17 protein-coding genes and 1 tRNA gene are annotated in these 18,705 nt (G+C 67.1%); 5 read left to right on the plus strand and 13 right to left on the minus strand.

From position 1 onward, the window contains the following. Positions 1 to 2: 2 nt before the first annotated feature. The 3 genes from rplA to AMS65_RS16560 all read right to left on the minus strand — a co-directional run bounded on the left by rplA (position 3) and on the right by AMS65_RS16560 (position 2,056). Entirely contained in the window at positions 3 to 692 is a 690-nt protein-coding gene (rplA, locus tag AMS65_RS16550) for a 50S ribosomal protein L1 (RefSeq protein ID WP_053385277.1), read from the minus strand. Positions 693 to 704: 12 nt separating this feature from the next. Continuing rightward, positions 705 to 1,133 carry a 50S ribosomal protein L11 gene (gene rplK, locus AMS65_RS16555; protein WP_053385278.1) on the minus strand — a complete coding sequence of 143 codons (429 nt, stop codon included), beginning with the start codon at positions 1,131 to 1,133 and terminating at the stop codon, positions 705 to 707. 170 nt (positions 1,134 to 1,303) lie between these two features. Further along, positions 1,304 to 2,056 (minus strand): IclR family transcriptional regulator, encoded by a 753-nt coding sequence (locus AMS65_RS16560; protein ID WP_157502394.1) that lies wholly within the window; start codon positions 2,054 to 2,056, stop codon positions 1,304 to 1,306. A 111-nt stretch (positions 2,057 to 2,167) separates the two neighbouring features. Here AMS65_RS16560 and AMS65_RS16565 point away from each other — a divergent pair, with 111 nt between their 5' ends. After that, positions 2,168 to 4,378, plus strand: a complete 2,211-nt coding sequence (locus tag AMS65_RS16565) for a malate synthase G (protein ID WP_053385280.1) — start codon at positions 2,168 to 2,170, stop codon at positions 4,376 to 4,378. Positions 4,379 to 4,452: 74 nt separating this feature from the next. Here the strand turns inward: AMS65_RS16565 and nusG are convergent, their stop codons facing one another. The 3 genes from nusG to AMS65_RS16580 all read right to left on the minus strand — a co-directional run bounded on the left by nusG (position 4,453) and on the right by AMS65_RS16580 (position 5,710). After that, positions 4,453 to 5,256, minus strand: coding sequence for a transcription termination/antitermination protein NusG (gene nusG / locus AMS65_RS16570; RefSeq protein ID WP_053385281.1), 804 nt, complete (start codon positions 5,254 to 5,256; stop codon positions 4,453 to 4,455). Positions 5,257 to 5,308: 52 nt separating this feature from the next. Continuing rightward, positions 5,309 to 5,584, minus strand: coding sequence for a preprotein translocase subunit SecE (gene secE / locus AMS65_RS16575; RefSeq protein ID WP_053385282.1), 276 nt, complete (start codon positions 5,582 to 5,584; stop codon positions 5,309 to 5,311). A 53-nt stretch (positions 5,585 to 5,637) separates the two neighbouring features. Further along, a tRNA-Trp gene (locus tag AMS65_RS16580) sits at positions 5,638 to 5,710 on the minus strand. A gap of 332 nt (positions 5,711 to 6,042) precedes the next feature. Here AMS65_RS16580 and AMS65_RS16585 point away from each other — a divergent pair. After that, positions 6,043 to 7,245 carry a pyridoxal phosphate-dependent aminotransferase gene (locus tag AMS65_RS16585; RefSeq protein WP_053385283.1) on the plus strand — a complete coding sequence of 401 codons (1,203 nt, stop codon included), beginning with the start codon at positions 6,043 to 6,045 and terminating at the stop codon, positions 7,243 to 7,245. A 16-nt stretch (positions 7,246 to 7,261) separates the two neighbouring features. Here AMS65_RS16585 and AMS65_RS19840 read toward each other — a convergent pair whose 3' ends face one another. From AMS65_RS19840 to AMS65_RS16615, 6 genes are read right to left on the minus strand one after another with little or no spacing between them, the layout of a single operon-like run. Continuing rightward, positions 7,262 to 8,017: a metal-dependent transcriptional regulator gene (locus tag AMS65_RS19840; RefSeq protein ID WP_053385284.1), complete on the minus strand. Its 756-nt coding sequence runs from the start codon at positions 8,015 to 8,017 to the stop codon at positions 7,262 to 7,264. Positions 8,018 to 8,025: 8 nt separating this feature from the next. Beyond that, positions 8,026 to 8,910, minus strand: a complete 885-nt coding sequence (locus AMS65_RS16595) for a metal ABC transporter permease (RefSeq protein ID WP_053385285.1) — start codon at positions 8,908 to 8,910, stop codon at positions 8,026 to 8,028. After that, the gene (locus AMS65_RS16600) at positions 8,907 to 9,857 is read right to left on the minus strand and encodes a metal ABC transporter permease (protein ID WP_053385286.1); all 951 of its coding nucleotides are present in this window, start codon (positions 9,855 to 9,857) and stop codon (positions 8,907 to 8,909) included. Before AMS65_RS16600 ends, AMS65_RS16595 begins: the two co-directional genes overlap by 4 nt. Next, positions 9,854 to 10,654 carry a metal ABC transporter ATP-binding protein gene (locus tag AMS65_RS16605; RefSeq protein ID WP_241489489.1) on the minus strand — a complete coding sequence of 267 codons (801 nt, stop codon included), beginning with the start codon at positions 10,652 to 10,654 and terminating at the stop codon, positions 9,854 to 9,856. The genes AMS65_RS16600 and AMS65_RS16605 overlap by 4 nt, the downstream gene beginning before the upstream one ends. Before the next feature lie 2 nt (positions 10,655 to 10,656). Next, complete coding sequence (locus AMS65_RS16610; protein WP_169787585.1) at positions 10,657 to 11,616, minus strand: metal ABC transporter substrate-binding protein; 960 nt, start codon at positions 11,614 to 11,616, stop codon at positions 10,657 to 10,659. A 19-nt stretch (positions 11,617 to 11,635) separates the two neighbouring features. Beyond that, on the minus strand, positions 11,636 to 13,534 hold the full coding sequence (locus tag AMS65_RS16615) for a phosphoenolpyruvate carboxykinase (GTP) (RefSeq protein WP_053385287.1): 1,899 nt from the start codon (positions 13,532 to 13,534) through the stop codon (positions 11,636 to 11,638). A gap of 237 nt (positions 13,535 to 13,771) precedes the next feature. On the opposite strand from AMS65_RS16615, the gene nrdI reads away from it, so the two are divergent. Genes nrdI through nrdF form a run of 3 tightly spaced genes read left to right on the plus strand, consistent with a single transcriptional unit; the run spans position 13,772 to position 17,559 of the window. Next, positions 13,772 to 14,317 (plus strand): class Ib ribonucleoside-diphosphate reductase assembly flavoprotein NrdI, encoded by a 546-nt coding sequence (gene nrdI / locus AMS65_RS16620; protein ID WP_083451794.1) that lies wholly within the window; start codon positions 13,772 to 13,774, stop codon positions 14,315 to 14,317. Further along, the gene (nrdE, locus tag AMS65_RS16625; protein WP_053385288.1) at positions 14,314 to 16,497 is read left to right on the plus strand and encodes a class 1b ribonucleoside-diphosphate reductase subunit alpha; all 2,184 of its coding nucleotides are present in this window, start codon (positions 14,314 to 14,316) and stop codon (positions 16,495 to 16,497) included. Before nrdI ends, nrdE begins: the two co-directional genes overlap by 4 nt. Before the next feature lie 36 nt (positions 16,498 to 16,533). Beyond that, positions 16,534 to 17,559, plus strand: coding sequence for a class 1b ribonucleoside-diphosphate reductase subunit beta (gene nrdF, locus AMS65_RS16630; RefSeq protein WP_075201055.1), 1,026 nt, complete (start codon positions 16,534 to 16,536; stop codon positions 17,557 to 17,559). 195 nt (positions 17,560 to 17,754) lie between these two features. On the opposite strand, the gene AMS65_RS16635 is transcribed toward nrdF, so the two are convergent. After that, positions 17,755 to 18,492, minus strand: coding sequence for a FadR/GntR family transcriptional regulator (locus AMS65_RS16635; RefSeq protein ID WP_075201056.1), 738 nt, complete (start codon positions 18,490 to 18,492; stop codon positions 17,755 to 17,757). Between the last annotated feature and the right edge of the window lie 213 nt (positions 18,493 to 18,705).

Below are 18,705 nucleotides of genomic sequence, written 5' to 3' on the forward strand. Positions count from 1 at the left end.
GCTCAGAGACCGGCGACGTCGAGCGGGATGCCCGGGCCGAAGGTCGTCGAGACGGCGCCCTTCTGCACGTACTTGCCCTTTGCCGACGACGGCTTGAGCCGCGAGATCTCCTCAAGCACCGAGTTGATGTTGTCGGTGAGCTGCTCGGCCGAGAACGAGGCCTTGCCGACGATGAAGTGCACGTTGGCGTGCTTGTCGACGCGGAACTCGATCTTGCCGCCCTTGATCTCGGTCACGGCCTTGGCCGGGTCCGGGGTCACGGTGCCGGTCTTGGGGTTGGGCATGAGGCCGCGCGGGCCGAGCACCTTACCCAGACGACCGACCTTGCCCATGAGCTCGGGGGTCGAGACGGCCGAATCGAAATCGGTGTAGCCTGCGGCCACCTTCTCGATCAGCTCGTCGCCGCCGACCTCGTCGGCACCCGCGGCAAGGGCGGCCTCAGCGGCCGGGCCCACCGCGAACACGATGACGCGCGCGGTCTTGCCGGTGCCGTGGGGCAGGCTGACAGTGCCGCGCACCATCTGGTCGGCCTTGCGGGGGTCCACACCGAGCTTGACGGCGACCTCGACGGTCGAGTCGGTCTTGGTGGAACCGGTCTCCTTCGCCAGGGCCACGGCCTCGGCGGGAGTGTAGAACTTGTCTGCCTGGATCTTCTCGGCAGCGGCGCGGTACGCCTTCGACTTCTGTGCCATTTGCGTAGCCCCTTACTCGACCGTGATGCCCATGGAGCGAGCGGTGCCCGCGATGATCTTCGAAGCCGCGTCGAGGTCGTTCGCGTTGAGATCGGCCTGCTTCTGCTCGGCGATCGCGCGGACCTGGTCTGCGGTGACCTTCGCCACCTTGACGGTGTGCGGGGTGCCGGAGCCCTTCTGGACGCCCGCGGCCTTCTTCAGCAGCTCGGCCGCCGGCGGGGTCTTGAGCACGAACGTGAACGAGCGATCCTCGTACACGGTGATCTCGACGGGAACGACGTTGCCGCGCTGCGACTCCGTGGCCGCGTTGTAGGCCTTGCAGAACTCCATGATGTTGACGCCGTGCTGACCCAGCGCAGGACCCACGGGGGGTGCGGGGTTGGCGGCGCCGGCCGCGATCTGAAGCTTGATCAGACCGGTAACCTTCTTGGCTTTTGCCATGATTGTTTCCTTTCCTCGAACGGGTCTCCCCGCTCTCCCGCGATTCCGGCCGATCCGGATGCGGTAGCGTTCGTTCCGCGCACGCCAGAGACGTTCGCAGACGCAAACCACATAATCTTACCCGATCCGCACCGATCCTGCACGCCCGGCTCTCACGCGCCGCGCGCCGCTCACGCCAGACGGCGAGCGGCGTCGATCAGCGCCTCGGTGATCGTCGAGGCGAGCTCGTCGTTGACGCGGGCCGCGGGGCCCGAGATGGAGATCGCGGCGGCGGGCGAGGATCCCGGCAGCGGCACCGCGATGCAGCGCACGCCGACCTCGTGCTCGCCGTCATCGATGGCGAAGCCCCTGCGGCGCACCTCGCGCAGATCCGCGAGCAGGGCGTCGATGTCCGTGAGCGTGGTCGCGGTGAACCGGGGCAGCCCGGTGGCGGACACGATCGCGCGCACTCGCGCCTCCGGAAGCGTGGAGAGGATCGCCTTTCCCACCCCGGCCGAGTGCGGCAGCACCCGGTGCCCGATCTCGGTGAACATCCGCATCTGATGACGAGAGGGGACCTGCCCCACGTATGCGATGCGGTCTCCGTCGAGCACCGCGAGGTTGACCGTCTCCTGAGCGATCTCCTCGAGCTCGACCATGACCGCGTGCGCGCGGTGCGCGAGCGGGGGCGTCGCGCTGCTGCCGAGGCTGATGAGCGCCGGGCCGAGCGCGTAGCCTCGCGCATCGGTCTGGCGCGCGTACCCCGAAGCCATCATCGTGCGCAGCAGACGGTGCACGGTCGACTGGGCGAGACCCGCGGCGCGGGCGATCTCCGCAAGAGACGCCTCGGGGGCGAGTTCGGCGAGCGTCTCCAGCACTCTGAAGGCGCGCTCGACCGACTGCACGCCACCCGCGGCGTCCTTCCCCCCGTCACGTTCGCTCATGAATTCCATGATACGGAATGATCATTCCAAATCTGGAGGTTCGTCCCTAGGGTGATAGCGAGTGCCCACCGGGAGCGCCGCACGAGCCCGCCACGAGACATCGAAGAGAGCATGAACCACACCTCACCCGCAACCGTCTCGCACGAGACCTCCTACGCCACGCGCGCCCGCTTGCGTGTCGCGCAGCCCATCATCGACTTCGCCGAGAGCACCGCCGCCGAGCACGGGATCGATCCCGCCGAGTTCTGGCAGGGCGCCGATGAGATCATCCACGATCTCGCCCCCCGGAACGCGGAGCTGCTCGCCGAGCGCGACGCGCTGCAGGCCCGGATCGACGACTGGCACCGGGAGCACCCGGGAGCACCCGACCCGGCGGAGTACCGGGCCTTCCTCGAGGGGATCGACTATCTGCGCCCGGAACCGGCCGCCGTCTCGGTCACCACCGAGAACGTGGATCCCGAGATCGCGACGCTCGCCGGCCCGCAGCTCGTCGTGCCGCTCCTCAACGCGCGCTTCGCCCTCAACGCGGTGAACGCCCGCTGGGGCTCGCTCTACGACGCGCTCTACGGCACCGACGCCATCGAACGCACCGGCGAGCTCGCGCCGACCGAAGACTACAACGTCGCGCGCGGCGCCGCCGTGATCACCTACGGTCGCGAGCTGCTCGATCGGGCCGCCCCGCTCGCGGAGGCGTCGCACGCCGATGCCACGGGCTACGCCGTCGAGAACGGCGCGCTCGTCGTCTCCCTGGCCGGAGACGCGCGCACGGGTCTCGCCGATCCCGAGGCCTTCGTCGGCTTCACCGGCGACCCCGCGGCTCCTACCGCCGTACTGCTCCGGCACCACGGTCTGCACCTCGAGATCCTCGTGGATCGATCCGGCGTCATCGGCTCGAACGATGCCGCCGGCGTTCAGGACATCGTCCTGGAGTCAGCGCTCACCACCATCATGGATCTCGAGGACTCGGTCGCGGCGGTCGACGCCGACGACAAGGCGCTCGGATACCGCAACTGGCGCGGCCTCATGGACGGCACCCTCTCGGAACAGGTGACGAAGGGCGGCCGCGCCTTCACCCGCACGGCGAATCCCGACCGCGTCTACACGGCCCCGGACGGGGGCGAACTCGTGCTGTCCGGCCGCTCCACGCTCTTCGTGCGGAACGTCGGCCATCTCATGCGCACCGACGCGGTGCTCGATCGAGACGGCCGCGAGGTGCCCGAGGGCATCCTCGACGCGATCATGACCGTGCTCGGCTCGCTCGCCGACCTCTCCGGCCCCGCCGCCGGCCGGAACTCCCGCACCGGCTCCGTCTACATCGTGAAGCCCAAGATGCACGGGCCCGACGAGGTCGCCTTCGCGGTCGAGCTCTTCGAACGGGTCGAGCGCCTCCTCGACCTCCCGGCGAACACCGTGAAGATCGGCATCATGGACGAGGAGCGGCGCACCTCCGCGAACCTCGCCGCCTGCATCGAGGCCGCGAGCGAGCGAGTCGTGTTCATCAACACCGGCTTCCTCGATCGCACCGGCGACGAGATCCACACCTCGCTCCGGGCCGGCCCGATGCTGCCGAAGGCGGCGATCCGGTCCGAGCCCTGGCTCGGCGTCTACGAAGACCGCAACGTGGCGATCGGCGTGGCCGGCGGCCTCGACGGGCGCGCGCAGATCGGCAAGGGCATGTGGGCGATGCCCGATCTCATGCACAGCATGCTCGAGCAGAAGATCGGCCACGTGCGCTCCGGCGCGTCGACCGCGTGGGTGCCGTCGCCCACGGCGGCCACCCTGCACGCGCTCCACTACCACGAGCTCGACGCCTTCGAGGCGCGTCGCGCGCTCCCCTCGCTGCCCGCCGACAGCCTCGACACGCTGCTCCGCATCCCGCTGGCGCGCGAGGGCGATCTCACCCCCGAGACGGTCTCGACCGAGGTCGAGAACAACGTGCAGTCGATCCTCGGCTACGTCGTGCGCTGGATCGATCAGGGCGTCGGCTGCTCCAAGGTGCCGGACATCCATGACATCGCGCTCATGGAGGATCGCGCCACGCTGCGCATCTCCAGTCAGCTGCTCGCGAACTGGCTGGCGCACGGCGTCATCACGGAGGAGCAGGTCGACGAGAGCCTGCACCGGCTCTCCGCGGTCGTCGACCGGCAGAACGCCGGCGACCCGGCCTACGAGCCGCTGCTCGGCGGCGCATCCGATGAAGGGCGGGGAGGCATCGCCTTCCAGGCCGCGCGGCGCCTGATCATCGAGGGGGCCGCACAGCCGAACGGCTACACCGAGCCCCTGCTGCACGCGCTGCGCCGCGTCAAGAAGCACCGCTCGTAGCGGTGCCGGGAACGACGAGAGCGCCCGCACTCCCTCGCGGGGTGCGGGCGCTCTCGCAGTGGTGAGCCCGAGGCTCAGAGCATCTTGGTGACCTGATCGAAGCTCAGCTCGACCGGGGTCTCGCGCTCGAAGAGCGACACGAGCACGGTCAGCTTGCCCGCTGCGGGGTTGATCTCGCTGATCGTGCCGGGCAGGCCCTCGAAGGAGCCCGACTTGATCGTGATGGTCTCGCCGACCTCGAAGTCGATCTCGACGTTGCCCTGCGCGGCCGCGTTCGCTGCGGCCTTGCCCTTGGCAGTCGCCGCGGGCTCGAGTTCGACGGTGCTCTTGAGCATCTCGAAGGCCTCGTTGATGCGCAGCGGCACCGGGTTGTTCGCGTTGCCCACGAAGCCGGTGACACCCGGGGTGTGGCGCACGACCGACCAGGTGTGCTCGGTGAGGTTCATGCGGACCAGCACGTAGCCGGGGATGCGCACGCGCGTCACCATCTTGCGCTGGCCGTTCTTGACCTCCATGACCTCTTCCATGGGGACCTGGATCTCATAGATGTCGTCGACCGCACCCATCGTCTCGCGACGGTTCCACAGGTTCGACTTCACCTTGCGCTCGTAGCCGGCGTAGGTGTGGATCACGAACCACTTCCCGGGGCGGCGGCGCAGATCCTTCTTGAAGGCCTTGTAGGGGTCCTCGGCGACCTCGGTCTCCTCTTCGACCTCTTCGTCGACGATCGCACTCGCGGCGGCCGCGGCCTCCTCGGCGCTGTCGATCTCGAGCGCGTCCTCCACTGCGGCGTCGGCGACCGGGTCGACCGACTGCACCAGCGCGTCGAGAGCCGACTCGAGATCGGCCTCGGGGGTGTTGCTGTTCTCGCTGGTCATCTGTACTTGCTTTCCTTGATTCGGGATCGGGATCGGGATCGCTGACCGCGGGTCAGCCGAGCGGCGTTCCGAAGATGAAGACGGTGACGAAGCCGAACACCTGATCGAGGGCCCACACGAGGGCCATCATGATGATCACGAAGGCGATCACCACCAGCGTGAAGTTGATCAGCTCCTTGCGCGTCGGCGTGACGACCTTCTTGAGCTCGGCGATCACCTGCTGCACGAAGAGGATGATCCGGCTGAACCAGTTGCGCTTCGATTCGCGGTCAGCTTTGGCGCGCTCGACGACGTTGCCGCCGCCCTCCTCGACTTCGCTGCTGCTCACTCGCACGTCCTTTCAATTAACCCGCCCGGTGCTGGAGCACCGGGCGGGATCTGCAGGGCGGACAGGACTCGAACCTGCAACCTGCGGTTTTGGAGACCGCTGCGCTACCAATTGCGCCACCGCCCTATGGAGATCTCGCGACTTTCATCTCCACCCTCAGGGCATAGGAAATTTTGGTGAAAGTCAATCACCTCGGATCACTTTACGCGATCCGGGCGCGATTGTCGAACCGGGCCGGCGCCTTGACACGCGGCCGCGCGACCCGATAACCCGATCATTCGCGCGTCAGTAGATGTCACCAAACGCGAGGAATAACCGCAACTACTGGCGCGCGTAGCGGGCACGGGCCGCGGGGTGGGTCGGCACGCCCACGCGCATCCACACGTTTCTGCCGAGAGCTCCGGATTCCCTGCCCTCGCCCAGCGTCACGAGGGCACCGCAGCCGCTAGGCTTGAGGGGTGACCAACATCTCCCGTCTTTCGAAGAAGATCGCCGCTATCGCCGAGTCCGCGACCCTCAAGGTCGACGCGAAGGCCAAGGCACTGCAGGCCGAAGGCCGCCCTGTGATCAGCTACGCCGCGGGCGAGCCCGATTTCGCGACTCCCGAGCACATCGTCGTCGCGGCGCGTGCAGCCCTCGACGATCCCAAGAACTTCCGCTACACCGCCGCGACCGGCCTGCCCGAGCTGCGCGAGGCCATCGCCGCGAAGACCGCGCGGGATTCCGGGTGGGACGTCCCGGCCGGCCAGGTCATCGTCACCAACGGCGGCAAGCAGGCCGTTTACCAGTCGTTCCAGGTGCTGCTGGATCCGGGCGACGAGGTGATCGTGCCGGCTCCGTACTGGACCACCTACCCCGAGGCGATCCAGCTCGCCGACGGCGTGCCCGTCGAGGTCTTCGCCGGCTCGGATCAGGGCTACAAGGTGACGGTGGAGCAGCTCGAGGCCGCCCGCACCGAGCGCACCAAGGTGCTGCTCTTCGTCTCGCCCTCGAACCCGACCGGCGCCGTGTACTCGCCGGAGGAGACCCGCGCGATCGGCGAGTGGGCCGAGGCCAACGGCCTGTGGGTCGTCGCCGACGAGATCTACCAGAACCTCACCTACGACGGGGTGCGAGCGGTGTCGATCGTCGAGGCCGTTCCCGCACTGCAGGACCGCACGATCCTCGTCAACGGCGTCGCGAAGACCTACGCGATGACCGGCTGGCGCCTGGGCTGGATGGTCGGACCCGCCGATGTGATGAAGGGCGCGGCGAACCTGCAGTCGCACCTCTGCTCCAACGTCAACAACATCGCCCAGCGCGCGGCCATCGCTGCGCTGAACGGCCCGCAGGAGCCGATCGAGGAGATGCGTCAGGCCTTCGACCGCCGCCGCAAGCTCATCGTGGAGGAACTGAACCGAGTCCCCGGATTCAACTGCCCCACCCCGGAGGGCGCCTTCTACGCCTACGTCGACGTGACCGGCGCACTCGGCAAGACCTACCGCGGGGTCACCCCCGAGACTTCCCTCGAGCTGGCCGATCTCATCCTCTCCGAGGCCGAGGTCGCCGCGGTCCCCGGTGAGGCCTTCGGCCCGTCCGGCTACCTGCGCTTCAGCTACGCGCTGGGCGACGAGGCCCTGGTCGAGGGCGTGCGCCGCATCCAGGCGCTGCTCTCGGAGTAGTCTCCGCGCGGCAGTCTCAGGACGCGGCGAAGGGCCGGTCGGGATCGCGTGCCGAGCTGGGTATGTCGGTGGAAACGCTGCCCTGAGCCGGATGTTGCTGTTCCCTCCCGTTCGGACTGGCCGTAAGGATTCGGCGTGCCACGTGAACTCCGATCGTGTGCGCTCTGTTGTTGCTGATCACGTCGATCACCCCGGTGGCGCGGTCCATCCGCGCGACACGAACGACTCGACCGGGGATGAGGCCGATCGCATGCAGGCGGCCCAGTAGGGCGATGTCGGTATCGGCGACGCGCACGATGTCCAGTTCGATGTTGATGGGTTGCTCGCACAAAGGGCGGGTCCGTCGCGCCGCCGTTTTCCCGCATCCGGGAATCGGGTTGCCATAGGGATCGGTGTGCGGCGAGCCGGAAACCGCATGGAGACGGTTCGCGAGATCGTCGTTGAGCACGGGCATGAGCGTGTCGGCCTCCGTTGCGACGTTCGGCCAGGGGTAGCCGAGCACCTGGTAGAGGAAGGCGCGGGCGATGCGATTGTGCCGGACGACCGCGAGGGCGAGACGCTCGCCTGTGAGGGTGAGTTCGATCGGCCCGTACGGTTCGTGGCGGATCAGTCGGGCGTCCGCGAGCGCGCGCACGGTCTGCGACACGGTCGCGGGCGCTTTCACGAGCCGCTCGGTGAGGACGGTGACTCCGACGCGGGTCTGTTCTTCATGCTGCAGGATCCAGATCGTCTTGAGGTACGGAGTGATCGTCGCATCACGCGGGGTCGGCACGGGGACTCCTATGGGGACGCTGCCAGAGCGTACTCGCGCACGTTCAGGCTGCGCCGCTGACGGAGCCTCGTGGTCACGAGAACAACACCGAAGACGAGCCCGTAGAACACCGACATGCCCGCGCTGGTCGCCGCGTCGAGCACATACGCGACCCAGAACCCCGCCAGTGCACCTGCGACGGCGATCCCCGCGGTGAGCGCGATCATCACCGGCAGGCGGGTGCTCAGCAGATACGCGGTAGCCGCGGGCACGACGACGAGTGCGATCACGAGGATCGCCCCTGCCGCGTTGAACGCGGCGGTGACGGTGACCGAGACGAGGAACATGAACGCCGTGTTCAGCAGCCCGGATCGGATGCCGAGGCTGGTCGCGAACTGCGCATCGAAGGTCGTGACCTTCAGCTTCGAGTAGAAGAGGCCGAGGAACGCGAGGTTCACGAGGAGCACGGCGAGCATCACGTACAGGTAGACCGGTCCCCACGAGACCCCGCCGATCATGAGCTGATGCCAGGCGGCGAGGTTGAGATCCCCCACGAGCACGGCATGGGTGTCGAGGTGGACGTTCGCGAAGTTCAGGGTGACGAGGATCACGCCGCCGCTGAACAGCGCCGGGAAGATCAGCCCTTGCGAGGCGTCACCGGTGAGGAGCCCGGTGCGGGAGAGCCACTCGCTGCCCAGCACGACCACGAGACCGGCAAGGGCGGCGCCGAGGATCAGCAGCGGGGAGTCGAGGTTGTGGGCGAAGAAGTAGCCGACCACGATGCCCGGCAGCACGGCATGGCTGATGGCGTCGACGAGCATCGAGTTCTTGCGCAGGACGACGAACACGCCGGGCAGGGCGCAGGCGAGGGCCGTGACGACGGCGAGCAGGGTGGTGCCGAGGACGAAGCTCATCGGAGGCCTCCTTCCGCGGGTGCAGACGCGAGGAGCAGTTCCCGCTTCAGCGCGGCGCGAGCTCGGGCACGGGAGACCGCGCGGGTGATGATGCTGCGTCGGGGCGAGAACAGCAGCGAGACCAGGAAGATCGCGAACAGGGTCAGCACGATCAGTGGCCCGGTGGGCACCTTGCCGAGCACGATCGACAGGTAGGCGCCGACGCCGCTGCCGACCGCGCCGAACAGACCGGAGAGCGCGACCATGCCCGGCAGGGTGCGCGTCCATTGGCGGGCCGCGGCCGGCGGGGTGACGACGAAGGCGACCATGAGCACGAGGCCGACGGCCTTCACCCCGATCACGGTCGCGATCACGATCGTGGTGAACATCAGCGTGTCGATGGTGCGCGCCCGAAACCCGAGCACCGTGGAGTGATCCGGGTCGAAGGTGCGCAGCGCGAACTCCTTCCAGAACACCAGCATCAAGGCGAGGGCGAGGGCGCCTACGGTGATGCTCGTGGTCAGATCGGCGATCGTGATCACGGAGGCGTTGCCGAAGAGGTAGTCCTGGATGCCGCCCTTGCCCGGGAAGGCACCGTTCGAGATGATCCGCATGAGCAGCATGCCGCCGCCGAAGAAGACCGTGAGCGAGACCGCCATCGCGGTGTCGATGCGGATCTTCGAGACCCGGGTCACCCCGTTGGCGAAAAGCACCGCGAGCGTGCCGACGACGACCGCGCCGATGATCAGTGCGATCATGTTGCGGCCGTCCGCGCCCAGCACGACGACCGCGGTGAGGAACGCGAGCAGCGTTCCGGGCAGCGCGGCATGGGAGATCACATCGCTGATGAGCGACTGCTTCCGCAGGTACGCGAAGCTTCCGAGAGCCCCGGCGACGAGGCCGATGGTCATGGTGCCGAAGAACACCATCCGGTAGGTGTGATTGCCGAGGAACTCGATCAGGCTCACGACGCGAACTCCAGGAACGCGTCGTCGCCTGCCGTGACCTCGTACGCGGTGCGGATGTTCTCGCGCGTGAACGACTCGTCGGCCGGCCCCGAGGCCACCACCCGGCGGTTCAGCAGGGTGACATGGTCGCAGTAATCTCGCACGGTCGCGAGGTCGTGGTGCACGATCACCACCGTCTTCCCCTGCTCCCTGAGCGTGTGCAGCACGGAGACGATGGCCTGCTGGCTCTTCGCGTCGATGCCCTGGAACGGCTCGTCCATGAAGTACAGATCCGGGGCCTGCACCAGCGTACGGGCCAGGAACACGCGCTGCCGCTGCCCGCCCGAGAGCTCCCCGATCTGACGGGACGCGAGATCCGGGATCCCGGTCTGCTCGAGGGCCGCGACCGCACGGGCGCGCTCTCGCTTTCCGGGGCGGCGGATCCAGCCGATGGAGCCGTAGGTGCCCATCGTGACCACATCGAGCACCGTGGTCGGGAAGTCCCAGTCGACACTGGTCGATTGCGGCATGTAGCCGACCCGCTTCCGCGTGCGGGCGAGGGGCTGCCCGAAGAACTCGGAAGTGCCGGTCAGCGGCTTCACGAGGCCGAGCATGGCCTTGATGAGCGTCGACTTGCCGGCCCCGTTGGGGCCGACGATCCCCATCACCACACCCTGGGGCACGGCGAAATCCACACTGCGCAGCACCGGCTCCGCGCGATAGGCGACGGAGAGGCCCTGCGTGCTGCAGGCGAGTGCGGTGTCCGGGGAGGCCGGGGTTCCGATGGGAGCCCCAGCCGTGTGAACGATGTTGGTCACGGTCACTGCCCCGCGGTTCCGAGGGCCTCGGCCACGGCGCGGGCGTTGTGCGAGAACGCGCCGATATAGGTGTCCACGCCGGAATCCGCACCGAGGGAGTCCGCGAAGAGCTCCTCGCCCGAGACCTCGACCTGCCAGCCGAGCGACCGCACGGCTTCTTTCAAGCTGGTGATGGCCTGCGGGTTGGCCTGGTTGTCCTGGAAGATCACCGGCACCTCGTTGTCTGCGATGAGCTGCGCGAGCTCCGACAGCTCCCCGGCGCTGAGCTTGGCCTCGGTCGAGACGAAGTCGGTGGCGTGCACCTCGAGGTCGAAGGTCTGCCCGAAGTAGTTGAACGCGTCGTGCCCGGTGATGAGGATGCGCGGTTCGATCTTGCCATCGCCGAGCAGTTCGTGCGCCTCGGCGACCACGGCGTCGATCTCCTCGAGGTAGGCCTCGGCATTCGCCGCGTACTCGGCCGCGCCCGCCGGGTCGATCTCGCCAAGTTTGTCTGCGACGTATCCGACGACGAGCGACCACGCTTCGGGGCTGTTCCAGACGTGCGGATCATGCAGCGGGTTGCCCTGGTCGTCGGTCTCGGGCCAGTCCAACAGCAGGTCTGCGGGGAGCTGGTCGCCCACGGCGAGCTGCTTGTCGCCGAGGCTCTCGAGCTGGTCGATCATCTGCGCCTCGAGGTGCAGCCCGTTCCAGAACACCACGTCGGCGTTCTGGATCGTCTCGATGTCCTTCGTCGACGGCTGGTAAGTGTGCGGATCGCCGCCCGGGCCGACCATCGTCGTCACTTCGGCATCGGGGGCGAGATTCGCGACCGCGTCAGCCAGGTAGCCGGTGGTCGCGTAGACCTTGAGGGGGTCGCCGTCGCTACCGGGTTCGGGGGTGCCGGTATTCGCGCAGGCGGTGAGGCCGAGCGCGGCGATCGCGGCGATCGCGATTCCGGTGAGGAACTTCCTGGTGATCTTCAAGAGATGCAGCCTTCCTGTATCAGTGGGTGTCGGGGTGTGTGGATCCGGGGCCGGATCCGGGATGCGCGTGGCCTGCCGAGGCCGCCTGCCTGGTGAGGGCCGTGCTGAGGGCCTCGTGGGCGTCCCAGATCTCGCGCGGCACATCGGGCAGGCTCGCGAGGTGCTCCTGCCGATGCTGCACTTCCTCGGTCCAGCGCTTCGTGTCGATTCGCAGCAGCCGGTCGAGATCCTCTGCGGGAATATCGAGGCCGGTGAGATCGAGCTCCTCCGCTGTGGGGAGGACGCCTACCGGCGTGGGGTGCCCGTGGGCGTCGCCTGCGCGGTAGCGGAAGAGCCAGTTCAGGGCGCGGAGGTTCTCGCGGTAGCCGGGCCAGAGGTAGTGGCCGTCTTCGGGGTCGCGCTGGAACCAGTTGACGTGCGCGAATACGGGCAGATCGGTGAGCTGCCGGAGCAGGGTCAGCCAGTGCTGGGCGTAGCGGCCTTCTGAGTAGGAGAAGAAGGGGCGCATCGACATGGGGTCGTATCTGAGTTGCCCGTCGACGCCCTCGGCGGCGAAGGTCGCCTCCGCTCCCAGGGTGAGGCCGTCGTAGACGCCGATCGCGAGGTCGTCGATGGCGCGGATCAGGGGTTCGCGGTCGCGGGTGCGGCCGCCGAAGATGATCGCGTCGATCACGACCCCTGACGGGTCTGCGGCGTCTGCGGCGAGGTTCGGGATGCGTTCGAGGGGGATCGTGAAGCGGCTATTCGGATGCGCCCACGGAGCATCCTGCTGGTCGGGGCCGCGGTCGGCGATCGGGGCTCCGGTCCAGTCGAGCCACCCGTCGAGTTCTGCGGGAGGCTGCGGGGTGAGGCCTTCCCACCACACCTCGCCGGTGAGCTGGTTGTAGGCGGTGTTGGTGAAGATCGTGCCGGAGCCCTCCGCGATCGCGGCCATCGCCGTCGGGTTCGTACGCTCGTTCGTGTCTTTCGCCACCCCGAACGCGCCGTTCTCGGGGTTGATCGCCCGCAGGCGGCCCTCGTCGTCGATCCACATCCAGGCGATATCGTCGCCGTAGAAATCGACCCGGTACCGGTCGCCGAGCGCGTCCGGCGGCAGGGTCATCGCGAGGTTGGTCTTGCCCGACGCGCTCGGGAACCCGCCGCAGACATGAGCGGTGGCGCCGGTTTCGAGGTCGCGAATACCGAGCAGGAGGAACTGCTCCGCGAGGAACCTCCCCGAGGAGTAGCCGTCGTAGGAGGCCTGGCGGAGGCCGTGTGCGATCTTCCCGAGGAGCGCGTTGCCGCCATATGCGGAGCCGTAGTGGAGAATCGTGCGCTCATCCGCGATCGTCCCGAACAGGCGCGCATCCTCCGGCGTGCCGTGCCCGAGCGAATCGGGATCGCCGGTGACCTGCACGCCGCGCACGAAGAAGTCCGGGTCGGAGAGCCCGTCGAAATGCTCGAGACCGACGCGGGCCATGCGGATCATCTGCAGCACGACCGTGCGATCATCAGTCAGCTCTACCCCGGCCGCGTAGGCCGCGAGCGGGGTACCGGGCGGCGCCATCAGGTAGGGGACGACGTACATCGTCTTCCCGCGAGACGCCCCGCGCATCCGCTCGGTGATGAGCGGCTTCACCTCGCTCGCTGGCTGCCAGTTGTTGTAGCTGCCGCGATCGGCAGATTCCGAGGTTGCGACGACCGTACGCTCCTCGGAGCGGGCGGTGTCCTTCGGATGGGACCTGGCGTAATAGCGGCCCTCACCTGCGGGCAGGAGTTCACCTGCGGCGAGGGCTTCGCCGATGAGCCGGGCGTCATCGACCGCCGAGACGAGTTCGATCCGCTCGGGCTTGGTGACCCCGACCCACTCCTCCACGAATGCACGGATGCTCTCGTTCCGAATCTCGGCAGGAATCTGGATCCTGGTCGGATCGCTCATCGCACAACCTCACTCATTCTCGATGGGCCGGCCTCAGCCCGTGTGGATTGGTGACGCGCCCTGCCCGCACCTCACCATGATCTGCATGTCTAACTTTAATGTTCGTCTAGCCGTAGTTGCAAACGTGGGCGTGTCGTAGTCATGCCCTCTCGGATCGTGATAACACTAGATCTAGTTCCACATGAGCTAGCGACTACTACATGTTGGGTTCTTGATTTCGAGAGGAGTGATGCGTGTATGAGCGTGAAACACCGGGTTCCGGGGCATGCCGCCCCGGAAGTGCGGGTGCTCGAGGGGCTGGAGTCGCCGGATCTGGTGTTCTTCTCGAGCGTGTCGGAGAACACCAGGCGATTCGTCGAGCGGCTCGACCGTGACGCGGCACGGATCCCGTTGCGGCCCCGGCTGGAGGGCATGATCCGGGTGTCCCACCCGTTCGTGCTCGTCCTTCCCACTTACGGCGGGGGCGAGCAGGCCGGAGCCGTGCCGAAGCAGGTGATCCAGTTCTTGAACGACCCTGCGAACCGGGCCCTGATCCGCGGCGTGATCACTGCCGGGAACACGAACTTCGGCGAGCACTACTGTCTCGCCGGACCCATCATCTCCGCCAAGTGCCGGGTGCCCGAGTTGTATCGCTTCGAGCTCCTCGGCACCGACCGCGACATCGCCCGCGTGAACGAGGGGCTCCCCGAGTTCTGGGCGCACCAGACCACTGTGCTGAACCAAGCCACTGTACTGAATCAACCCGCAGAGCTGAACGAACCGAACGAGAAGGAAGTCGCATGACCATCACGGCACCACCCGCCTCCCCTCCCAGCGAGACCGCCGCTGCCCCGGCTCGTGGCGGGATCGGAGAGCGCAAGGACTATCACGCCCTGAACGCACAGCTGAACCTGTTCGCACCGGACGGGTCGATCCAGTTCGACAAGGATCGCGAGGCCGCCGCCGTCTACCTCACACAGCACGTCGCACCGAACACCCGACGGTTCGGTTCCGTGTGGGAGCGCCTGGAGTGGCTGATCGCGCACGACTACTACGAAGAGTCGTACCTGCGCGCCTACGCCCCGGACTTCGTGGAGTTGCTGCATGAGCGGGCGTCGGGTCTCGGGCACCGCTTCCAGACGTTCCTCGGCGCGTTCAAGTTCTTCACCTCCTACGCGCTCAAGACCTTCGACGGCACCACCTACCTGGAGGGCTTCGAGGAGCGCGTCATCGCGACCGCCCTGTTCCTCGGGCAGGGCGACGCGGATCTCGCTGCGCGCCTCGTCGACGAGATGCTGTCGGGTCGGTTCCAGCCGGCGACCCCGACGTTCCTGAACGCGGGCAAGGCGCAGCGCGGCGAACTCGTGTCCTGCTTCCTGCTGCGCCTCGAGGACAACCTCGAATCCATCGGCCGCAGCGTGAACTCCGCCCTGCAGCTCTCCAAGCGCGGCGGCGGCGTCGCCCTGCTGCTCACCAACCTGCGCGAAACCGGCGCCCCGATCAAGCAGATCGAGAACCAGGCCTCAGGCGTCGTCCCGGTCATGAAGATCCTCGAGGACAGCTTCTCGTACGCGAACCAGCTCGGGGCCAGGCAGGGCGCCGGCGCCGCGTACCTGCATGCCCACCATCCGGACATCATGCGATTCCTCGACACGAAGCGGGAGAACGCGGATGAGAAGATCCGCATCAAGACCCTCTCACTGGGGGTCGTGATCCCGGACATCACCTTCGAGCTCGCGAAGCAGAACCGTGAGATGCACCTCTTCAGTCCCTACGACGTGCTGCGCGAGACCGGCATCCCGCTGTCGGATCAGTCGGTGAGCGACCGCTACGAGGAGTTCGTCGCGAACCCCAGGATCCGGAAGACGACGATCAGTGCGCGGGAGTTCTTCAAGACTCTCGCCGAACTGCAGTTCGAGTCCGGCTACCCCTATGTGCTGTTCGAAGACACCGTGAACCGGGCGAACCCCGTCCAGGGGTGGGTGAACATGTCGAACCTGTGCTCAGAGATCCTCCAGGTGAACGCCCCCTCCACCTACAACGCCGCGATCGGCTACGAGCAGGTGGGGCAGGATATCTCCTGCAACCTCGGCTCGCTCAACATCGCACTGGCGTTCGCGTCTCCCGATTTCGGGGCGACGGTGGAGACGGCAGTACAGGCGCTCACGAGCGTGTCGGATCAGACCGACGTCGATGCCGTCCCGTCGGTCGCGGCCGGCAACTCGGCGTCGCATGCGATCGGGCTCGGGCAGATGAACCTGCACGGCTACCTCGCTTCCCAGCGCATCCACTACGGCAGCGAGGAAGGCGTCGACTTCACCGATGCCTACTTCCGCACCGTCGCCTACCACGCGCTGCGCGCCTCGAATCGGCTCGCGATCGAACGCGGTGAGACCTTTGCCGGGTTCGAGCAGTCCGCCTATGCCGACGGCACCTATTTCGACCGATACACCGCCGCGGAATGGCAGCCCGCCACCGAGCGTGTGCGCGACCTCTTCTCCGAAGCCCGGATCGCGCTGCCGACGGTGGCCGATTGGGAGGCGCTGCGCGATTCGATCCGAGAGCACGGCATCTACAACGCCTACCTGCAGGCGGTGCCGCCGACGGGGTCGATCAGCTACGTCAACCACGCCACGGCGTCGATCCATCCGATCGCGGCGAAGATCGAGATCCGCAAAGAGGGCAAGCTCGGCCGCGTCTACTACCCGGCCCCGCATATGACCGACGACAACCTGGAGTTCTTCGCGGACGCCTACGAGATCGGACCCGAGAAGATCATCGACACCTACGCCGCCGCCACGCAACACGTAGACCAAGGGCTGTCTCTAACGCTGTTCTTCAAAGACACCGCCACGACGCGCGACATCAACAAGGCGCAGATCTATGCCTGGCGCACGGGTATCAAGACGCTCTACTACATCCGCTTGCGCCAGCTCGCCCTCGAAGGCACCGAGATCGAGGGCTGCGTCTCCTGCGCCCTCTGACCCTGCCATCCGACTCCACTCAGAAAGACCACCAGCATGACCAGCATCGCTTTCGACCTCCCGCTCAGCGAACTCTCCGTCACCCCACCCGCCTACCGCCACGACCCCGCAGCACGCCTGCGCCCGATCAACTGGAACCGCGTCACCGACGAGAAGGACCTCGAGGTGTGGAACCGGCTCACCGCGAACTTCTGGCTCCCCGAGAAGGTGCCCCTCTCGAACGACATTCCGGCCTGGCAGCAGATGAGCCTGGAAGAACGAACCCTCACCATGCGCGTCTTCACCGGCCTCACCATGCTCGACACCGTGCAGGCAACCGTCGGTGAGATCTGCCAGATCCAGGACGCCCGCACCGAGCACGAAGAGGCCGTCTACACGAACATCGCGTTCATGCAGTCCGTCCACGCCCGCTCCTACTCCTCCGTGTTCTCCACGCTCACGAGCACCCCGGAGATCGATGACGCCTACCGGTGGGCCGTCGGCAACGACCTGCTGCAAGAGCGCTGCAAGAAGGTGCTGCACCACTACTACGGCCCCGACCCGCTCAAACGCAAGGTGTCGTCGACTTTGCTCTCCTCGCTACTGCTGTATGCCGGGTTCTATCTGCCGTTGCACTTCTCGGTGCACGCGACGCTCACGAACACGGCCGACATGATCCGCCTGATCCTGCGCGACAAGGCCGTGCACGGCTACTACTCCGGCTACAAGTACCAGCGCGGGCTCGAAACCCACACCAGAGCCGAACAGGACGAGATGCGCGACTTCACCTACACACTGCTCGAGGAACTGTACGAACTCGAGTTGCAGTATTCGGGCGAGCTCTACGAGCCGCTCGGCCTCATGGACGACGTCGCCGTATTCGTGCGCTACAACGCGAACAAGGCTCTCATGAACCTCGGCTACCCCGAGCGATTCACCGCCGAGGAGACCCAGGTCAACCCGGAGATCCTCGCCGCACTTTCACCGGGCAGCGACGAGAACCACGACTTCTTCAGCGGCTCGGGATCGAGCTACGTCATGGGCAAGGGAGAGGACACCACCGATGCCGACTGGGACTTCTGAACCCTCTCCCGAACCGGTACCGCGCCCCGACGGCGGCGCATGACTCGAAGCGATCACGCTGCGCGAGGCGATCCGGTAAGCCGACCGTTCCTGTCCCTGACCGGCTCAGGAGCCGACGCTGGGAGACTATCGAGATTCTCCAGCGGACTCCCCTGCGACGAACCGCGGTGCTGTGCTGGCGGGGGAACCCTCGCATCACGGGCACTGACCGGCGGCGCTCTGCGGCCGGACCCGATCGGGCTCCGGATCGCCGACGATCGTGCGCGGCACCAGGTCGCGATCGGCATGGAGTCCCATGGCCTGCGCGGCGCGCACCGGGTCCTGATCCTCGATCGCTTCCAGGATCGCAGCATGGTCGCGGTGCCGCAGGCTCGTGTTCGACCCGGTACCGAACACCCCGGCGGATCGGGCGCCGCGCATGGGCACCAGCAGCGAGGCGTAGAGCCCGGTCATGAGACTGTTGCCCGCCGCTTCGAAGACGAGCTGGTGGAAGGTGGCGGGGCTCGCCCCGAGCCCGGTCGCTGCTGCGGAATCGGTGCTGCGCTCGAGGTCGCGCGCGTAGGCCCGGTGCATCTGCTGGAGCTGCCCGTCGGTGCGATTCACCGCCGCGAGCCGCGCGGCCTCGACTTCGAGTGCTCGGCGATATCCGAGGATCTCATCGATCGGGTAGCCCGCGACGAATCGACTCACAACAGAATTCACCGGAGTACGCGAGCGCACGAATGTGCCGACGCCCTTGATCGGTTCGAGCATGCCCATCGACGCGAGCGAGCGCACCGCCTCGCGCACGGTGGACTTGCCCACTCCCAGCAGTTCCATCAATTCGGGTTCCCTGGGGATCCGCGAGTTCACCGGCCAGACCCCGGAGGTGATGTTCCGTTGCAGGGTCTCAAGCGTCTCCGCCGCCTTCTTACCGCTTCCTGGCAGTTCCACTCCGAAGCACCTCCTGGGTGAGACTCTATCGAATCGACGAGAGCGAACGACGGCGCACTCGCGGGATCCCCGGAACTCTCCGGAGAAACACGGATCACCCTCTCCACGGGTGGTGGAGAGGGTGATCCGTGTCCCGGGGGTGCCCGTGGGCACCCCCGAAGTCACCCCGTCAGGGGTCACTGGTCCTGCGTCAGTTTTCGAGGCGGTAGATGA

This window comes from Leucobacter celer subsp. astrifaciens, assembly GCF_001273835.1.
Classification (GTDB): domain Bacteria; phylum Actinomycetota; class Actinomycetes; order Actinomycetales; family Microbacteriaceae; genus Leucobacter; species Leucobacter celer.

Excerpts from the sequence above, each read along its gene's own strand:
- AMS65_RS16615 (WP_053385287.1), bottom strand. The coding sequence starts at position 13,534 with ATGAGCGATCCGACCAGGATCCAGATTCCTGCCGAGATTCGGAACGAG.
- AMS65_RS16565 (WP_053385280.1), top strand. The coding sequence starts at position 2,168 with ATGAACCACACCTCACCCGCAACCGTCTCGCACGAGACCTCCTACGCC.
- nrdF (WP_075201055.1), top strand. The coding sequence starts at position 16,534 with ATGACCAGCATCGCTTTCGACCTCCCGCTCAGCGAACTCTCCGTCACC.
- AMS65_RS16595 (WP_053385285.1), bottom strand. The coding sequence starts at position 8,910 with ATGAGCTTCGTCCTCGGCACCACCCTGCTCGCCGTCGTCACGGCCCTC.
- nrdI (WP_083451794.1), top strand. The coding sequence starts at position 13,772 with ATGAGCGTGAAACACCGGGTTCCGGGGCATGCCGCCCCGGAAGTGCGG.
- AMS65_RS16560 (WP_157502394.1), bottom strand. The coding sequence starts at position 2,056 with ATGAGCGAACGTGACGGGGGGAAGGACGCCGCGGGTGGCGTGCAGTCG.
- nusG (WP_053385281.1), bottom strand. The coding sequence starts at position 5,256 with ATGACCAGCGAGAACAGCAACACCCCCGAGGCCGATCTCGAGTCGGCT.
- rplA (WP_053385277.1), bottom strand. The coding sequence starts at position 692 with ATGGCACAGAAGTCGAAGGCGTACCGCGCCGCTGCCGAGAAGATCCAG.
- rplK (WP_053385278.1), bottom strand. The coding sequence starts at position 1,133 with ATGGCAAAAGCCAAGAAGGTTACCGGTCTGATCAAGCTTCAGATCGCG.
- nrdE (WP_053385288.1), top strand. The coding sequence starts at position 14,314 with ATGACCATCACGGCACCACCCGCCTCCCCTCCCAGCGAGACCGCCGCT.